The following is a 16268-nucleotide window of genomic DNA, read 5'->3' as shown; positions in this document are numbered from 1 at the left end:
TTATTTAGTTTTAATGAACTAAGATGCTTTGGCGCCGGGTTCAGGTTGGGGGGGTTGTCCGAGGGGGGGGCGGCGGGCGGGCCCCCCCCCGACACGCCGCGTCTGCCCCGCTCGACTCCGGACCGTGGTGCGCGCGCCGGAGGCAACGGCAGGCGTTGCTGGCGGCGGCGCAGCAGACCGTTGAGATAGAGCAGCGACAGCCCCAGCACGCCCATGTCGTCCAGGTAGATCGGGTCCGGGAGGAGGTCCACCGGGCAGATCGTGACGATCAGGGCGCCGTAGAAGGCGACCTTGCCGCCGAAGCCCAGCGCGCCCAGCTGGTTGCGGACCCGCACCACCTTCACCGCCAGGACGATCGCGCCGACCAGGGAGCCGATCAGCAGCAGCGCCGCAGCCGCGATGACGAGGGTCCAGGCCTCGCGGGACATGGACTCACCGTACCAATCGGGTCGGGTTTGTCGCCTTCTCAGCTGGGCATGGCAATCTACCTGTCTACGCAGCCGATCTTCGAAGGGGACGTCCGTGGGGGGCTATGGGGCGCAGATCGCGCTCGTACTCGTGCTGGTGTTGTTGAACGCGGTCTTCGCCGGCAGCGAGATGGCGCTCGTGTCGCTCCGGGAGAGCCAGATCCGGCGCCTCGAACGCGCCTCGCCGGGCGGGCGGGTGCTCGCCCGGCTCGCCGACGACCCGAACCGGTTCCTGGCGACCATCCAGATCGGTATCACGCTCGCCGGCTTCCTCGCGTCGGCGGCCGCCGTGGTGTCCCTGGCCCAGCCGCTGATCGGGCCGCTCGGCTTCCTCGGTGGCGGCGCCGAACCCGCGGCCATCGTGGTCGTGACGATCGTGCTGACGTTCGTCACGCTCGTGTTCGGTGAGCTGGCGCCCAAGCGGATCGCCATGCAGCGGGCCGAGGGGTGGGCGCTGATGGTGGCCCGCCCGCTCGACCTGCTCTCGACCGTCTCCCGGCCGCTGGTCTGGCTGCTCGGCAAGACCAGCGACCTCGTCGTCAAGCTGACCGGCGGCGACCCGGAGGCGGGGCGCGAGGAGGTCAGCACCGAGGAGCTGCGCGACATGGTGGCCGCGCAGCAGACCATCCCGGACGACCAGCGGATGATCATCAGCGGCGCGTTCGAGGTCGCCGACCGGGTGCTGCGGGAGGTGCTCACCCCGCGCGGGCACGTGTTCACGCTCGCCGCCGACACGCCGGCGCCGGAAGCACTGCGCAGCATCGTCAAGGCGGGGCAGTCGCGCGCGCCGGTCGTCGGGCCGACCGGGCTCGACGACGTGCTGGGGCTCGTGCACATCCGCGACCTGGTCGACAGCACCGGCACCGTGGCGGAGAGCGCGAACCCCGCGGTCTTCCTGCCGGAGACACTCAAGGTGACCGACGCGATCCGCCAGCTCCGCCAGCAGCGCCAGCAGCTGGCCGTCGTCGTCGACGAGCGCGGCGCGGTCGACGGGATCGTCACGATGGAGGACCTGGTCGAGGAGATCGTCGGCGAGATCTACGACGAGACCGACCGGGACGTGCAGGACGTCGTCCGGACCGCGGACGGAGACCTGCTGCTCGTCGGCACGTACCCCATCCATGACCTGCCCGACATCGGCGTCGACCTCGGCGACGAGGAGCCGCGCGACTACACCACGATCGCCGGACTGCTGCTCGCCCGGCTCGGGCACATCCCGACCGCGCCGGGCGAGATCGTGGAGCTGCCGGGGCACACGGCCGAGGTCGTCGAGGTGACCGGACGCGCGATCACCCGGGTCCGCCTACGGGACCGCGCCGACCTTGTAGGGCAAGCTCAGGGCTGACCGCCGGCGACGGAAGGACGGCCAATGCTGCACGTCAGCGCCCTGGGATGGACGGTGACGATCCTCGTCATCCTCGGCCTGCTCGCCCTCGACCTGATCATCGGGACGCTCAAGCCGCACGCCGTCCACTTCAAGGAAGCGGTCGCCTGGTCGGTCTTCTACATCGGCGTCGCGGTCGTCTTCGGCGTCGTGTTCGCGACGATCTCGGGGTGGGAGTTCGGCACGCAGTACTTCGCCGGCTACCTGGTCGAGAAGAGCCTGTCCGTCGACAACCTGTTCGTCTTCGTGATCATCATGACCACGTTCGCGGTGCCGCCGGCGCACCAGCAGCGGGTGCTCACCTTCGGCATCGTGCTGGCGCTGGCCTTCCGGGTCGTCTTCATCGTGGTCGGCGCCGCGCTGCTCGACCTGTTCACGTTCATGTTCCTGGTCTTCGGCCTGTTGCTGATCTACACGGCGGTCCAGCTCTACCGGCACCGCGACGAGGACCCGGACGCGGACAACGCCTTGGTACGGGCGACCCGCCGCGTGCTGCCGGTGACCGACGACTACCGCGAGGGCAAGCTGTTCACCACGGAGAACGGCCGGCGGGTGGTGACGCCGCTGTTCATCGTCCTGATCGCGATCGGCAGCACGGACCTGCTGTTCGCCCTCGACTCGATCCCGGCGGTGTTCGGCGTGACCCAGGAGACGTACATCGTCTTCACCGCCAACGCCTTCGCCCTGCTCGGCCTGCGGGCCCTCTTCTTCCTGGTGGCTGGCCTGCTGGACCGGCTGGTCTACCTGTCCACCGGGCTCGCGATCATCCTGGCCTTCATCGGGGTGAAGCTGGTGCTGCACTGGGCGCACGAGGACATCTCCGACGGGGTGTGGGAGATCTCGACGAACCTGTCGCTGGTCGTCATCGCGGTGGTCCTCACGATCACGACGGTCGCGAGCCTGGTCGCGGTCCGCCGCAACCCGAACATGAAGGCACACGCCGGCTCGGTCCGCGGGCGCCGCCCGCAACAGGACGAGCGGCATGACTGACCGCCTGCTGGACGACCACACCCTCGCGGCGTCGTCGGTGGTGGCCAACTCGGCGATGAACCGGGAGCGGCAGCTGGCCGGGCCGAACAGTTACACCCGCGACCTGGGCTTCAACCCGCTCGACCGGGTCTTGTCCGGCGACGGGGCCGTCGCCTGGCTCGACCTCTGTTGCGGCCAGGGCCGGGCGCTGCTCCAGGCCGGCACCGAGGCCGCGGCGCGCGGCCTCGCCGGCCGGGTCGCACTGGTCGGCGTCGACCTCGTGGACTACTTCGACCCGGTGCCGCCCGGGTCGACCGTGACGTTGACCTGCGCGCCGGTCACGACGTGGGAGCCGGACCGCCGGTTCGACCTCATCACGGTCGTGCACGGCCTGCACTATGTCGGCGACAAGCTCGCGGTGCTGGCCCGGGCGGCGAGCTGGCTGACCTCCGACGGGCTGCTGGTCGCCGACCTCGACCTGACCAGCATCCGCCGCGCCGACGGACGGCCGCTCGGCCGCGCCCTGGCCGCCCGCCTCGGCTCGGCGGGCTTCACCTACGACAGCCGCCGGCGCCGGATCAGCCGGGTGGGCGGGCGCGAGCTGACGCTGCCGTACACCTTCCTGGGCGCCGACGACCGGGCCGGACCGAACTACACGGGCCAGCCGGCGGTCCACTCGTACTACGCGCCGCTATAGGGCCACGGCCCGGCGGGTGTAGGCGAAGCAGGTCGACTCGACGGTCGCCCAGTTGGCGCCGAGCGCCGTCGGCGCGGCCACCGCGGCGTTCACGTCGTTGCGGAGCAGGTCGTCAGCCAGCGTGAGCAGCCTCTTCCGGCCGTACTTCTCGTCGATGCAGCGGCTGGCGTAGTAGGCGAGGCCGTACTTGGCGCTGATCACCTCGTCGCTGTCGTCGTCGTTGGTCGCGACGGTCACGAGACTGCCCTTGTAGGACGGCGTGCCGCGGAGGAAGTCGCGCACCGCGGCGCGGCCCGGATAGTCGCGCGGGCTCGTGCCGTTGGCGCCGGCCAGCTCGGCGATGCCCTCGTTCAGCCACCAGGTCGGTGCGGCCAGCCCGTTGCGCGGTGCGTGGCTGGTCGAGGCAAGATGGGTCATCTCGTGGCGCAGCAACGTGCCGGGATCCTCGTCCGCGTACGCGTCGAGCCGCAGCACGAGGTCGGTGCCCTCCGGCTCGCTCTGCAACGCGTAGCCCGAGTACGAGGCGTCGAACGTGTCGTTCTCGTACCAGGCCTTCCACCTCGACCTGTCCGCCAGGTAGACGACGTACCGGAAGGGCCTGCTGCCGGCGACGGCGTACGTGTCGGCCACCTTGGCCGCCTTCTCCGCGATGGGCAGCACCGCCCGCAGTTTCGCCGCTTGCGCCCGGGTGGAGGCGACGGTGACCCGCTTGCCGGTCAGCACGGCGAGGTCGTCGACCTCCCATGGACGGGGACCGTGCGATGTCCCGCCGAGCTCGACCAACTGGATGCCCATGGACGTCTCCTGCCAGGTGCTGGTCATCACCGGGCCCTGGATCCCGCACCCGGTGCCGCCGAGGCAGTAGTCGAACCGGATCTGCGCATGCCATTTCCCCGGCTGCGCGTCCACGCTGGGTCCCTGGGTCACCGACTGCTCGACGCCGGCGACCTCGAGCGCGCGCAGGCCGCTGAATCTCCGCTTCAGCGTCGCCCGGAGCTTGGCGTTGCCGCCCGCCGGCGCGAGGAAACCAGCCTGATCGCCGTTGTTGAGCGCCCTGCTCTGCGCCGTGAGCGCCGCATTGATCTGCTGGCTCACGGCGGCCACCGGATCCGGAGTCGGCGAGGCCGACGGCGCGGCTGCCCGCTCCGGGCTGGAACATCCCGCGAGGCCCGCGACGAGCACCAGGGCGGCGACGGCCGCCGAACGCCCTCTCAAGGTCATCCGATCGACCTAACGGCCAACGGCCTGGCGGGTGTAGGCCAGACAGCTCGACTCGACCTTGGTCCAGCTCGTGCCGAGGACCCGTTGGCCCGCGGTGGCCGTGTCCTCGCCGTTGCGGAGGACGGCGTCCACGAGTGCGAGGAGCTTCTTGCGGCCGTACTTGTCGTCGATGCACCGGCTGGCGTAGTAGCCGAGGCCGTACTTGGCGGTTACCTCCTCGTCGCCGTCGTCGCGGTTCGGGGCCAGGGTCGTGACGGCGCCCCTGTAGGACCTCGTCTTCCGGAGGTAGTCGGCCACCGTGTCGCGGGGCGGGTACTCGCGCACGCTCGCGCCATTCGCGCCGGCGACCGAGGCGATGCCCTCGCTCAACCACCAGCCGGCGCTGTCGCCACCGCTGCGCGGCGCGTGGCTGATCGACGCGAGGTGGGTCATTTCGTGGCGCAGCAGCGTGCCGGTCTCGTCGATCGGGTAGGCATCGAGCCGCACGACGAGGTCGGTGCCCTCGGCCTGGGACGGCAGCGCATAACCCGCGTAGGTGTCGCCGAACGAGCTGTTGCTGTACCAGGTCTTCCACTGCTCCTGGTCGGCCAGGTAGACGACGTACCGGAACGGCTTGCTGCCCTCGACCGCGAACGTGTCGGCGACCTTGGCCGCCTGCTCCGCGATCGGCAACGCCACCTTCAGCTTGGCGGCGTGCGCTTTCGTCGTGGCGAGGATGACCCGCTTGCCCTTGCGCACGACCAGGTCGTCGACCTCCCAGGGCCGCGGCCCGTACGAGGTCGGGTCGAGGTCGGCCAGCTTGACGCCGTTGGCGGTCTCCTCCCATGCGCTGGTCATGACGGGCCCCTCGACTCCGCAGCCACCGCCGCCGAGGCAGTAGTCGAAGCGGATCTGGGCGTTCCACCGCTTGCTCTCACCGACCCGGTCGGGCCCGAGGTTGACCACCTGCTTGACCTCGGCCACCCCGAGCGCCCGGAGCCCGGCGAAGCGCTTCTTCAGCGTCGCCTCGACCTCGGCGTTGCCGGCCGCGGGCGCCAGGAACCCGGCCTGGTCGCCCTTGTTCAGTGCCGCGCTCTGCTCCGCCAGGACCGCGTTGATCTTCTCGGCGACCGCGGCCCCGGCGTCCGGGGCCGCCGCCGGCGACGCCGAACCGGCCGGCGCCGCCGGTGAACCCGGGCCGGAACATCCCGCCAGAGCAGCGGCGAGCAACAGGGCGGCTACGGCCGCACGCATCGTGACCACGACGACCGAAGGTACGGAAACCGCGCCCGATGTTGATCATCCGATCGGTCGATAGATGTCGACGCGCGTGGAGCATGCGGCGGCCCCGGCCGCCCGGGCCGGGGCCGCGCAACCGCGGACTAGGCGGCGACGCCCGAGGCGCGGCCTTCGTGCAGCGTCACGTTGCGGCCGTCCGACGGGTCGAAGAGGTGGATCTTGTCGAGGTTGACCCAGATGCGGGCGGTGTCGCCCTCCTTGACCCGGGACTCCGCCGAGAAGCGGCACACCAGGTTGGAGCCGCTGGCCGGCAGGTCGCCGCTGCCCGCGTCCGCGGCCAGTTCCTCCAGCTCCGCCGCGCTCGCCTTTTCGCCTTCGATCGTGAAATAGACATACTTGTCGGAGCCCATCGACTCCACCAGGTCCGCCGTCGCCTCGAACTCGGCGCCGCGTTGGCGGATCGAGTCCTCGATCAGCGACGCGTCCTCGAAGTGTTCCGGCCGGATGCCGACGATCAGGTCGCCGGAGACGTCCGCGACCTGCGAGCGCATCCGCTCACCCAGCGGGAAGTCGCCGAGCGAGGTCTTCAGCCGCCCGTCGGCGACCGACGCCGGCAGGAAGTTCATCGACGGCGAGCCGATGAAGCCGGCCACGAACAGGTTGTTGGGGTGGTCGTAGAGCTCCTGCGGCTCACCGACCTGCTGGATCGCGCCGGCCCGCATGATCACGACCCGGTCGCCCAGCGTCATCGCCTCGGTCTGGTCGTGCGTCACGTAGACCGTGGTGGTGCCGAGCCGCTTCTGCAGGCGCGACACGACGGTCCGCATCTGCACGCGCAACTTCGCGTCCAGGTTGGACAGTGGCTCGTCCATCAGGAACGCCTTCGGCGACCGGACGATCGCGCGCCCCATCGCCACCCGCTGCCGCTGGCCGCCGGAGAGGTTGGCCGGCTTGCGGTCCAGCAGCGCGGTCAGCTCCAGCACCTTGGCCGCCTCGTCGACCTTCCGGTCGATCTCCTCCTTCGAGAGCTTGGCCAGCTTCAGCGGGAACGCCATGTTCTCGCGCACGGTCATGTTCGGATACAGCGCGTACGACTGGAACACCATCGCGATGTCCCGGTCCCGCGGCGCCTTGTCGTTGACCCGCTGCCCGTCGATCCGCAGCTCCCCCGAGCTGATGTCCTCGAGCCCCGCGATCATGTTGAGCGTCGTCGACTTGCCGCAACCCGACGGCCCGACCAGGATCACGAACTCCCCGTCGGCGATCTCCAGGTTGAACTCCTGCACCGCGAGCGTGCCGTCGGGGAACGCCTTGGTCACCTTGTCCAGAACGATGTCAGCCACGTTGGATTCCCCTAACCCTTGACGGCGCCGGAGGTCAGGCCGGACACGATGCGCCGCTGGAAGAACAGCACGAACAGGATGATCGGGATGGTGATGATCACGGCCGCCGCGGAGATCGCGCCGGTCGGGTCCTCGAACTGGGACGCGCCCTGGAAGAACGACAGCGCCGCCGGGACCGTGCGGGACCGCTCGGTCGACGTCAGCGAGATCGCGAACAGGAAGTCGTTCCAGCAGAAGATGAACACCAGGATCGCGGTCGTGAACACGCCCGGCGCGGCCAGCGGCGCGATCACCCGCCGGAACGCCTCGCCCTGCGTCGCACCGTCCATCTTGGCCGCCTTCTCCAGGTCCCACGGGATCTGGCGGAAGAACGCGGAGAGCGTGTAGATGGCGAGCGGCAGGCCGAACGTGATGTAGGGCAGGATCAGGCCGGGCCACGTGTCGAACAGGCCGATCGACCGCTCGATCTCGAACAGCGGCGACACGAGCGACACCTGCGGGAACATCGCGATCAGCAGCGAGATGCCGATCAGCAGCTTCTTGCCGGGAAAATCCAACCGCGCGATGGCGTACGCGGCCATCGTGCCGAGCACCACCGCCACGAGGGTCGAGATCAGCCCGATGCCGATCGAGTTGATCAGCGCGCGGACGAACTGGTCGGTGTTGAAGATGTTCCGGTAGTTCTCGAGCGTCCACTCCCGCGGGATGAAGTTGCCGTCGGTGATCGTCGCCGGGGTCTTGAACGACAGCGACGCGATCCACAGCACGGGGATGAGCGCGAAGACGATCACCACCAGGTCCAGGAAGCCCCAGCGCCATTTGGCCGAAGCCGAAGAGTCCATTGTGGTCATCAGCGTCGACCCTCCTCGTCGCTGCCGGGTGCCGCGGTGCCGAAGAGCTTCACGAAGATGAACGCGATGATCGCGACCGCGATGAAGATCAGCACCGACATGGTCGACCCGATGCCGAGGTTCAGCCCGCGGATCAGGTTGTTGTAGGCGAGCATCGAGACCGACGAGGTGTTGTTGGCCCCGGCGGTCAGCACGTAGATGTTGTCGAAGACCCGGAACGCGTCGAGGGTACGGAACAGCAGGGCGACCAGGATCGCCGGCTTCATCACCGGAAGCATCACCTTCGTGAACCGCTGCCAGCCCGTGGCGCCGTCCATCGACGCGGCCTTGAGCAGGTCGTCGGGCACGAGGGCGAGGCCGGCCATCAGCAGCAGCGCCATGAACGGCGTGGTCTTCCAGATCTCGGCCAGCATGATGATCGCCAGCGAGCTGGCCCGCTCGGTCAGCGGCGCGCCGTCGGTGAACAGGTTGCCCAGATACCCGGTGTCCGGGGTCCAGGCGAACTTCCACGAGAACGCCGCGACGACCGTGACGATGCCGTAGGGGATCAGTGCCGCCGTGCGGACCAGCCCCCGGCCGACCAGCGTGCGGAACATGATCCAGGCCAGCGCCATGCCGAGCACGAGCTCGACCGCGACCGTCACGACCGTGATCAGCGTGGTGATGCCGAAGGCGGTCCACCAGTACTGGTTCGACAGCACGGTCGCGTAGTTGCCCAGCCCGATGAACTCGCGCTGGTCCGGGAACTTGAGGTCGAAGCGCTGGAAGGAGAGCCAGACCGAATACAGGATGGGGTACGCGGTGACCGCGAGCATCACGATCGCGGCCGGGGCGCAGAGCAGCCAGCCCAGCTTCCGTTCCTGCCGCTTGCCCTCGCTGATCCCGGCCTTCGCCCTGCGCTGCGCGCGTACCGAATGAGTGGTGGGTTTCTCGGCGGCGGTCTGCGTGCTCACGGCAGGACCCCCTTCGACTCGAGCGCGTCCTGGATCGCACCGCGCAGCGTGTCGGCGTCCTGCTCCGGCTTGATGTCGGCCGGCGGCGACAGCGTCGCCGAGAGCACCGTGGACAGGTTCTGGTAGGCCGGCGTCACCGGGCGGTTGGCGCCGTCCTTGATCTGGGCCAGGATGTCGGCCTTGAACGGATAGGCCTCGTCCATCTTCGGGTCGTCGTAGACCGACTCGATCGTCGGCGGCACGCCGTCGTTGACCGCGGAGAACAGCTGGTGCTCGGGCGAGCGCAGGCACAGCGCCGCCTGGAACGCCTCCTCCGGGTGCTTCGAGTAGGCGGAGACCGCCAGGTTGAAGCCACCGATCGTCACCTTGCTCGGCGTGCCGGCGTCGATGCCCGGGTACCGCGCCCACTTGACCTTGTCCTTGAGGTCGGGCGCGCCCTCCTGCAGCGCCGGCCAGACGAACGGGTAGTTGAGCTGGAACGCGCCGCTGCCGCCCTGGAACTGCAGCCGGGCCGCGTCCTCCTGGGTGTTGGTGAACGACGGGTTGGTCACGCCGGCCGACGCGAACTTCTGCAGCGTGCCGAGCGCGTCGACGGCGCCCTGGTCGAAGTCGACCTTCGTGCCGTCGTCGTTGAGGATCTTGCCGCCGGAGCTCGCGACCATGTTGTTGTAGAGCACCACGAGGCCCTCGTACTGGGCGCCCATGGTGTCGATCTCGTAGGGCTTGCCCTGGCTCTTGAGGTCCTGGGACATCTTGATCATCTCGTCCCAGGTCTTCGGCGGGTTCGGCACGAGGTCGGTGCGGTACCAGAGGAGCTGCGTGTTGGTGTTCTTCGGCGCCGCGTACAGCTTGTCCTCGTACGTGGCCGACTCCAGCGGCTGCTCCAGCGTGCCGCGGGACGCCTCCTCCTTGTTCTGGCCGGTCCACTCGCGGATCCACTTCGCGCTCGCGAACTCGGCCGTCCAGGTGACGTCGAGACCGAGCACGTCCATGCCGCTGTCCTGCGCGGCGAGCCGGCGCACCATCTGCACCCGCTGCTCGTCGGCGGCCCGCGGCAGCACCTGGTAGACCATCCGGTAGCGGCCCTCCGCCTGCTTGTTGCAGTCGTCGACCAGCTGCTGGAAGCTCTGCTCCGTCGAGTAGTACACGTTGATCACCGGTACGCCGCCGTCGTCACCGCCACAGGCCGCCGCCGTCGGTGCCAGCAGCACGGCCGCGGCGAGCGCGGCGACCCTCCGCCGGCCTGGTCCTCGAGATCGTTCGGCCATAGCCGACCTCCGTTCCCGCGTCGTTGCGGATAGCCGATCTCGGTCCATGCCCAACACGTGCGGAAAACAAACGTGGACCCGCTGTACACCTCGTGGACGACGGCGGGACACGGTACGGTCGCCATACGTAACGACCGTCCCCCGCCCTGCGGAGGTACTGCCGTGCAGGACATCACCACGCTGTCCGTCTCGTTCGAGGTGGCCGGTCTGCCGCCGCAGAAGACGGAGACCCTGTCGATCCTGTCCGCCGGCCACCGCCAGGCCGAACGCGTGCGGGCCCTGCTGCTGGCCGCGCTGGCCGCGGCGCAGCGCAGCGGCTGGACGCCGTTACGGACGGCAGTCGCGCTCGACGTCGTCGTCCGCGGGCCCGCGCGACATGTCGGCTCGGCGCCCCGGTTCCTGGCCGGCGTCGCCGACGTGCTGAGCGACAAGCGCGGGCGGCTCACCGGCACGCACCTGGGAGTGCTGGCCGACGTGGCGCTGTTCGCCGACGAGCGGCAGATCCAGTCGATCAGCTACCGGGAGGAGCCGGCCGACGAGCCGTCGTACGTGGTGCGGGTGGCGGCACTCGGCGTTTGACGGCCGGCCGCCTGGGGCACGATTGCGGGCATGACCGACCCGCACGTCACGCTCGATCCCGACCCGCACGATCCCGTGCAGCGCAAGTTGCAGGGTCCGTTGGAGGAGCAGTTGACGTCGGCCCTGAAGGCGGCGACCGAGCGCGTCCGCGCGTCCTACCGGGGCGAGCCGTTCGACGTGGTCTGCCGGCGGTTGCTGGACGAGACGCGGGCGGGGTTGCACCCGGACATCGCCGCCGGCTTCGAGCCGGACATGAACGAGCTGGCCCGGGTCGCGGTGGCGATCATCCGGGGCCAGGCCTAGCCCGCGAGGCGCGCGACTTCCGCCGCGGTGCCCCAGCAGAGGGTCATGCCGGCACCGCTGTGGCCGTACGCGTGGATGATGTGGCCCGCACGCTCGACCCGTGGGCCGCCGACGCGCGCCGGGCGCAGGCCCACCAGGTGCTTCCTGACTCTCGCGCCGGCGAGGCGCGGCTCGACCTGCGTCGTGCGCTCGATGATCGCCTCGGCCGTCGCCGGGCGGATCGTGCGGTCCGTGTCGCCCACCTCGAACGTGCCGCCCAGCACCACGTCCTGGCTGCGCGGGTGGATGTAGACCGGGCCGAGAGGGTGGTCCTCGTCGCGGATCGAGGTGGTCAGGCCCGGGTTGTCGACGATCACGACCTGGCCGCGGATGGGCTGCAGGCGGTCGTCACCCGTCAGCCGGGCGGCGCCGAGGCCCGTGGCGTTGACGACCAGCGGCGCGTCGACGTCGGCGAAACTGTCGATCCGCTGCCTGCGGAACGTGCCGCCGTTGGCCTCGAAGCGGTCGAGCAGGTGGGTCAGGTACGGGACCATCTCGACCGCCGGGACGGTGAAGTGCCACTCCGCCGCGCCCAGGGTGAAGTCCGGGATCGCCGGCGCCCACCACGGTGGGATCCCGGGGTCGTGGCGGACGACCATCCGGGTCGGGCGCATCGTGACGCCAGGGACGGCGGTCGCGGCCTCGACGCCGAAGACCTCGAAGGTCCGCCGGCCCCAACCCAGCACGCGCGGGTCGGCGTCGACCTTGGTGGGGTACCAGACCGCCGCGGCCACGGCCGAGACCGTGTCCCGCGGCGCCTCGGCCGTCACGATCGCGACCTCGGCGCCCGTGGCCTGCAGCTCCAGCGCGGCGGTCAGGCCGATGATGCCCGCGCCCACGACGACGACGTCTGCCACTCCACCATCCTGCCCGGCTCAGCCGCTTCGGGCGGCCCGGTGGCCGCTCGACCACCCGGGCCGCGGTGACCGTCTGCCCCTGGCGGAACTGGTCCCGGGTCAGGTCGACCTCGATGCCGCCCCCGGCATAGCGTCAGGACCGCCGGACGTCGACCGCGACCACGTACGTGCCGTCCGCGCGGACCAGCTCACCGACCCGGATCGGCAGGGCCTGGTCGCTGTTCGGCTTCGCCTGGATGCCGAGGCCGTAGGTGACATGGCCTTCGAAGTCGCCGGCGAAGCCGTAGCCCCGCAGGGTCGGGTAGCCGAGGTTCGTACCCGGGCGTTCGGTCTGCCGACCCTGCTCGTCGTGCCCCTGCGCGCTGGTGAACGTGATCCGCAGGACGCTGTTGCCCGGCAGCCGCACCGGATCGCCACTGCCGTCCTGGGTCAGGTCGCGCTGGTACGCGATCTCGTACGGCGGCCACGCGCTGTCGAAGGCGAACGTGATCCGGGTGTAGTTCTCGGCCGGGTGGTCGCCCACCTGGACCCGCACCAGGAACGGCAGCGGCGGCGCGGGCGGGTCGCGGAGCACGACGCGGTGCGGGACCCGGGCCGGCCGGGATGGCACCGCCCAGCCGTAGGTGACCCGGTAGGGCCGGGCCGGGGTCGCGGCGGCGGGCTGGGCCGGGGGTGGCTGCTCGCTCCCCGCCGGCGGTGCGGGATCAGGGCTCGCCGGCGTGGTGGTGGCCGGCGCACGGGGCGTGGCCGACGAGCCGCTCGTGGCGACGCGCTCACAGGCGCCGACGCCGAGGGCGGCCAGCAGGGCCAGCAACGGGAGGAAGGAACGCTTCATGCGGGTTTGACGCGCCACCCGCCGATCCGGTTTACCTCCCGACCACGCGGCGGATCCCGGTGCGGTCGCGGCGCCGAATATCTTTCGGATGTCGTACGGAGGGAGCGGCGGGGGTGAACGGGATCTTCTGCGTCGAGGGTCAGTGGCACAAGAACCTGACCGACCGCAGCTCCGTGCTGCCGATGCTGGACCTGCTGAACCGCCTCGGCCACTGCTCGTTCATCCACAAGGACGTCGCCACGCCCGAGGAGCTGCACTACTTCCTCACCCGGTGGACCGAGCAGCGCTACGCCGCGTACCGGGTCGGCTACTTCGCGATGCACGGCGAGGCCAAGCACCTCTACGTCGCCGACCGCCAGCCCGCGGTCAGCCTCGACGAGATCGCCGGCACGCTCGACGGCCGGTGCGAGGGCAAGCGCCTCTACTTCGCGAGCTGCTCGGTGCTGCGCGCGCCGGACGCGGTCCTCGAGGACTTCCTGCACGCCACCGGCGCGGCGCTGGTCTGCGGCTACACCCGCCAGGTCGACTGGGTCGAGTCGGCGGCGCTGGAGCTGGCGCTGCTGCGCTACCTGACCAACGGCGAGCGGGTCGACGCGGTCGAGCGGGCCATGCGCTCGCGCCGCTGGTCGCCGCTCGCCGACCACCTGGGCTTCCGCATCATGTACGCGAACGGTCGCTCGGCGTGAACTAGCGTATGGAGCCATGGCGTCCTCCACGCGGGTCCTGCACCACATCGACGCACCGCCGGCCGCGGTCTACCGGGCGCTGGTCGACCCGGCCGCGATCGCCCGCTGGCGGGCACCGGACGGGATGACCGTCGAGGTGCACGAGTTCGAGGCCCGCGAGGGTGGCGCGTTCCGGGTCTCGCTGACCTACGCGGACCCCACGCAGGCCGGCAAGACCGCGTCGAGCACCGACACCTACCACGGGCATTTCGCCCGGCTGGTGCCCGACGAGGAGGTGGTCGAGGTGCTCGAGTTCGAGACGGACTCCCCCGACCTGCGCGGCACGATGACGATGACCACGGTCCTGACGGAGGCCGAGGGCGGCACCGACGTGCTGGTCGTGCACGAGGGGCTGCCGGCCGGCGTGTCGGCGGCGGACAACGAGCTCGGCACCCGGATGGCCCTGACCAGCCTGGCCCGCCTGGTCGAGTCGGGCCGCTGACGGGTCAGTCCGGGCAGATCATGGCGAACGTGACCAGCGACCCCTCGTCGGAAACGGGCAGCCGGTAGAGCACGCGGCCGGTGGCGGCATCGATCACCACGGCCCGCGCGGCCTCGCGGTCGACCGGTCCGTTGGCCTGGAACACCGTGCACTCCGGCGCGGGTCGCGGCGCGGCGGGCCGCGGGTGCTCGCCCGGCAGCACGACCAGCGCCGCCATCACGCCGAGTGCGGCGACCTCGTCCGCGGGCGGGCCGACCGTCCGTCGGCGCGCGGGCGCCGGACGATCAAGATCGATCAACGGCATGGGACCAATGTAGGCGGTCGCGGTCGCCGCGGACGTCCCCGCACACGCCGGACGGATCTGCCGGGGTGGACAGCATGGCACCGGGAGGCCGATGTGGAGCCAGGTCTGGTCGAGCGCGCCAGGTCCCGATGGGCGCGCGCACCGTGGTTGATCGCCGAGGGTCGCTCGGCGGAGGCGGCGGCGCTCGCCGAGGCGGCCGACGCATGCCGCCGGCTCGCCGCCGCGGACGACGCCTTCCTGGCCGACCTCGCGCTCACCACGCACGGCCTCGGCCTGCTCCACGCGGACGCGGCGGACTGGCCGCGGGCGGCGCCCGCGATGCGCGAGTCGGTCGACGGCTACCGCCGCCTCGCGCAGGCCGATCCGGCCACACACGGGACCAACCTCGCCGTGTCGTTGAGCATCCTGAGCGTCGTCCAGGCACGCCTGGGCCAGGCGCCGGACGCCAACGTCTGCCTCGTGCTGCGCGACCTGGACCGCCTCGACGAGGCGCTGGCGGCGGCCCGGGACGCGATTCGCGATCCGCGCGCGGCTGGCCGAGGGCAACCCGTCGTTCGCGCACCACCACGCCACCTCGCTGACCAACCTGGCCACGATCCTGGCGCGTCTGGGCCGGCCGAAGCCGGCCCGCGCGGCCGCCCAGGAGAGCCTGGACGTCCACCGGCGGCCGGCCGAGACGGATCCGGTCGCCGCGGCGCCGGGCGTCGCGATGGCGTCGCGGGTGCTCGACACGATCGGGCCGTAGGTCAGCCCGCTTCGAGGGCGCGCCGCAACGCACCGAGACCCCGGTCCATCAGCTGACCCACCGGCCCAGCCGCCGCGTGCGGCAGCACGTCGGCGATCCAGACGAACCGCGTCCCGTCGGACGGCCCCGCGAACACCTGCGCCGAGGCGTTGTGGTGGGTCAGCCCGAGCCGGCTCTCCGTGACCGACCACACGAGACGGCGCTGCTCGTCGTCGCTGTCGACGAACGCCTCGCGGGCCTGCGCGCCGTTGAAGAACGTCACGACGCGGTCGTCGCCGTCCAGCCGGCACGCGACGACGAAACCGGGCACCAGCCGCTCGTGCACGGCGCCGAAGTCCGCGAGGGCCGCCCACACGGCCGCCGGCGGAGCCGCGATCAGGATCTCTCTGCATACGGATGCCATGCGCCGAAGCCTGCCGAAGACCGTCCGGCGTGTCTTGACGATCCTTGCGGTCCGAAGAGACGCGAACGGTCCGCTGCCGGCGGAAGTGCCGGCAACGGACCGTCGAGGGCAGGGTCAGCGGCGTGCGGTGCGGGCCAGCGTCGGGATCAGGCCGGCGCCGGCCACCAGGTGCATCGTCAGCAGCGTGGCCACGCCGCCGGCCGTGACCGCGCCGAGCGGGCCGAGCAGCGACACCAGCAGGACCGCGCAGGCGATCCAGGTCCAGGTGCGGGCCGGCCGGCGGGTGCGGCGCAGGAGGCCGAGCAGGGTCCAGCCCAGCAGGCCGGCGAGCATCGTGACCACCGCGACGGCGTCCGGGCGCACCTCGATGGTGCCGCTGCCCGTGCGGACGGACAGGTCGGCGCCGAGCACGGGCACGGCGACGGCCCAGACCGCCACGTTCGCCGCGACCGTGCCGAACACGGCCGTGATGCGGTGGCGGCGGATCGTGCGCCAGTCGGTGCAGTCGGCGGTCGGGTTGGTGGACGTGGTCGTCATGACGGTTGCTCCTTCAGCGGTTGGTGTTGCCGAGAACCTTCCGCCGACAGCGGGTCGGCCCACATCCGGCCGCGGACCGGTCCGCGGCTCGGTCGCCGGGACGGTCCGGGCGCGCGCGTGGCGCGGCG

20 protein-coding genes are annotated in these 16268 nt (G+C 71.0%); 8 read left to right on the top strand and 12 right to left on the bottom strand.

Features of this window, described 5'->3' with window-relative positions; all coding sequences use genetic code 11:
- A partial coding sequence (locus tag AB0H87_RS24015; RefSeq protein ID WP_360149604.1) for a hypothetical protein occupies positions 1-428 on the bottom strand: 428 nt, incomplete at its 3' end.
- 94 nt (positions 429-522) lie between these two features.
- Here AB0H87_RS24015 and AB0H87_RS24010 point away from each other — a divergent pair.
- The 3 genes from AB0H87_RS24010 to AB0H87_RS24000 are packed head-to-tail and all read left to right on the top strand — an operon-like array spanning position 523 to position 3517.
- Positions 523-1812 carry a hemolysin family protein gene (locus tag AB0H87_RS24010; RefSeq protein WP_360149601.1) on the top strand — a complete coding sequence of 430 codons (1290 nt, stop codon included), beginning with the start codon at positions 523-525 and terminating at the stop codon, positions 1810-1812.
- Between the two features lie 24 nt (positions 1813-1836).
- A complete protein-coding gene (locus AB0H87_RS24005; RefSeq protein WP_360149598.1) occupies positions 1837-2841 on the top strand; it encodes a TerC family protein in 1005 nt (334 codons plus the stop codon).
- Complete coding sequence (locus tag AB0H87_RS24000) at positions 2834-3517, top strand: class I SAM-dependent methyltransferase (protein ID WP_360149595.1); 684 nt, start codon at positions 2834-2836, stop codon at positions 3515-3517. Before AB0H87_RS24005 ends, AB0H87_RS24000 begins: the two co-directional genes overlap by 8 nt.
- Here the strand turns inward: AB0H87_RS24000 and AB0H87_RS23995 are convergent.
- The 6 genes from AB0H87_RS23995 to AB0H87_RS23970 form a co-directional block, all read right to left on the bottom strand.
- Positions 3512-4738 carry a hypothetical protein gene (locus AB0H87_RS23995; RefSeq protein ID WP_360149592.1) on the bottom strand — a complete coding sequence of 409 codons (1227 nt, stop codon included), beginning with the start codon at positions 4736-4738 and terminating at the stop codon, positions 3512-3514. The two genes, AB0H87_RS24000 and AB0H87_RS23995, sit on opposite strands and share 6 nt — an antisense overlap.
- Before the next feature lie 9 nt (positions 4739-4747).
- Complete coding sequence (locus tag AB0H87_RS23990) at positions 4748-5980, bottom strand: hypothetical protein (RefSeq protein ID WP_360149590.1); 1233 nt, start codon at positions 5978-5980, stop codon at positions 4748-4750.
- 119 nt (positions 5981-6099) lie between these two features.
- Positions 6100-7299: a sn-glycerol-3-phosphate ABC transporter ATP-binding protein UgpC gene (gene ugpC, locus AB0H87_RS23985; protein WP_360149587.1), complete on the bottom strand. Its 1200-nt coding sequence runs from the start codon at positions 7297-7299 to the stop codon at positions 6100-6102.
- 11 nt (positions 7300-7310) lie between these two features.
- The gene (locus tag AB0H87_RS23980; RefSeq protein ID WP_360149613.1) at positions 7311-8141 is read right to left on the bottom strand and encodes a carbohydrate ABC transporter permease; all 831 of its coding nucleotides are present in this window, start codon (positions 8139-8141) and stop codon (positions 7311-7313) included.
- 8 nt (positions 8142-8149) lie between these two features.
- The gene (locus AB0H87_RS23975) at positions 8150-9031 is read right to left on the bottom strand and encodes a sugar ABC transporter permease (RefSeq protein WP_360149610.1); all 882 of its coding nucleotides are present in this window, start codon (positions 9029-9031) and stop codon (positions 8150-8152) included.
- Between the two features lie 68 nt (positions 9032-9099).
- A complete protein-coding gene (locus AB0H87_RS23970) occupies positions 9100-10371 on the bottom strand; it encodes an ABC transporter substrate-binding protein (protein ID WP_360149584.1) in 1272 nt (423 codons plus the stop codon).
- Between the two features lie 162 nt (positions 10372-10533).
- Between AB0H87_RS23970 and AB0H87_RS23965 the strand changes: the two genes are divergently transcribed.
- Entirely contained in the window at positions 10534-10950 is a 417-nt protein-coding gene (locus tag AB0H87_RS23965; protein ID WP_360149581.1) for a hypothetical protein, read from the top strand.
- A 30-nt stretch (positions 10951-10980) separates the two neighbouring features.
- Complete coding sequence (locus AB0H87_RS23960) at positions 10981-11253, top strand: hypothetical protein (RefSeq protein ID WP_360149578.1); 273 nt, start codon at positions 10981-10983, stop codon at positions 11251-11253.
- Here AB0H87_RS23960 and AB0H87_RS23955 read toward each other — a convergent pair.
- Both AB0H87_RS23955 and AB0H87_RS23950 read right to left on the bottom strand, forming a co-directional pair.
- Positions 11250-12149, bottom strand: a complete 900-nt coding sequence (locus AB0H87_RS23955; protein WP_360149575.1) for an FAD-dependent oxidoreductase — start codon at positions 12147-12149, stop codon at positions 11250-11252. The two genes, AB0H87_RS23960 and AB0H87_RS23955, sit on opposite strands and share 4 nt — an antisense overlap.
- A gap of 133 nt (positions 12150-12282) precedes the next feature.
- Positions 12283-12984 carry a hypothetical protein gene (locus tag AB0H87_RS23950; RefSeq protein ID WP_360149572.1) on the bottom strand — a complete coding sequence of 234 codons (702 nt, stop codon included), beginning with the start codon at positions 12982-12984 and terminating at the stop codon, positions 12283-12285.
- A 122-nt stretch (positions 12985-13106) separates the two neighbouring features.
- Here AB0H87_RS23950 and AB0H87_RS23945 point away from each other — a divergent pair, with 122 nt between their 5' ends.
- Complete coding sequence (locus tag AB0H87_RS23945) at positions 13107-13670, top strand: DUF6642 family protein (RefSeq protein ID WP_360149608.1); 564 nt, start codon at positions 13107-13109, stop codon at positions 13668-13670.
- Positions 13671-13686: 16 nt separating this feature from the next.
- A complete protein-coding gene (locus AB0H87_RS23940; protein WP_360149569.1) occupies positions 13687-14151 on the top strand; it encodes an SRPBCC domain-containing protein in 465 nt (154 codons plus the stop codon).
- 4 nt (positions 14152-14155) lie between these two features.
- On the opposite strand, the gene AB0H87_RS23935 is transcribed toward AB0H87_RS23940, so the two are convergent.
- Positions 14156-14455 (bottom strand): hypothetical protein, encoded by a 300-nt coding sequence (locus AB0H87_RS23935; protein WP_360149566.1) that lies wholly within the window; start codon positions 14453-14455, stop codon positions 14156-14158.
- Positions 14456-14975: 520 nt separating this feature from the next.
- Here AB0H87_RS23935 and AB0H87_RS23930 point away from each other — a divergent pair.
- Positions 14976-15200, top strand: a complete 225-nt coding sequence (locus tag AB0H87_RS23930; protein ID WP_360149606.1) for a tetratricopeptide repeat protein — start codon at positions 14976-14978, stop codon at positions 15198-15200.
- A gap of 1 nt (position 15201) precedes the next feature.
- Here the strand turns inward: AB0H87_RS23930 and AB0H87_RS23925 are convergent, their stop codons facing one another.
- Positions 15202-15603, bottom strand: a complete 402-nt coding sequence (locus AB0H87_RS23925; RefSeq protein ID WP_360149564.1) for an SRPBCC family protein — start codon at positions 15601-15603, stop codon at positions 15202-15204.
- A 114-nt stretch (positions 15604-15717) separates the two neighbouring features.
- Positions 15718-16140, bottom strand: a complete 423-nt coding sequence (locus tag AB0H87_RS23920) for a DUF6069 family protein (protein WP_360149561.1) — start codon at positions 16138-16140, stop codon at positions 15718-15720.
- Positions 16141-16268: the final 128 nt, after the last annotated feature.

This window comes from Asanoa sp. NPDC050611 (assembly GCF_040654855.1).
In the GTDB taxonomy this organism is placed as follows: Bacteria; Actinomycetota; Actinomycetes; order Mycobacteriales; family Micromonosporaceae; genus Asanoa.
This window is presented reverse-complemented; position numbering and strand designations above follow the sequence as displayed.

Bases quoted from the DNA above. Each gene is read 5' to 3' on its own strand.
- AB0H87_RS23960 (WP_360149578.1), top strand. From the start codon at position 10,981: ATGACCGACCCGCACGTCACGCTCGATCCCGACCCGCACGATCCCGTG.
- AB0H87_RS23995 (WP_360149592.1), bottom strand. From the start codon at position 4,738: ATGACCTTGAGAGGGCGTTCGGCGGCCGTCGCCGCCCTGGTGCTCGTC.
- AB0H87_RS24000 (WP_360149595.1), top strand. From the start codon at position 2,834: ATGACTGACCGCCTGCTGGACGACCACACCCTCGCGGCGTCGTCGGTG.
- AB0H87_RS23940 (WP_360149569.1), top strand. From the start codon at position 13,687: ATGGCGTCCTCCACGCGGGTCCTGCACCACATCGACGCACCGCCGGCC.
- AB0H87_RS23980 (WP_360149613.1), bottom strand. From the start codon at position 8,141: ATGGACTCTTCGGCTTCGGCCAAATGGCGCTGGGGCTTCCTGGACCTG.
- AB0H87_RS23935 (WP_360149566.1), bottom strand. From the start codon at position 14,455: ATGCCGTTGATCGATCTTGATCGTCCGGCGCCCGCGCGCCGACGGACG.
- AB0H87_RS24005 (WP_360149598.1), top strand. From the start codon at position 1,837: ATGCTGCACGTCAGCGCCCTGGGATGGACGGTGACGATCCTCGTCATC.
- AB0H87_RS23950 (WP_360149572.1), bottom strand. From the start codon at position 12,984: ATGAAGCGTTCCTTCCTCCCGTTGCTGGCCCTGCTGGCCGCCCTCGGC.
- AB0H87_RS23970 (WP_360149584.1), bottom strand. From the start codon at position 10,371: ATGGCCGAACGATCTCGAGGACCAGGCCGGCGGAGGGTCGCCGCGCTC.
- AB0H87_RS23925 (WP_360149564.1), bottom strand. From the start codon at position 15,603: ATGGCATCCGTATGCAGAGAGATCCTGATCGCGGCTCCGCCGGCGGCC.
- AB0H87_RS23920 (WP_360149561.1), bottom strand. From the start codon at position 16,140: ATGACGACCACGTCCACCAACCCGACCGCCGACTGCACCGACTGGCGC.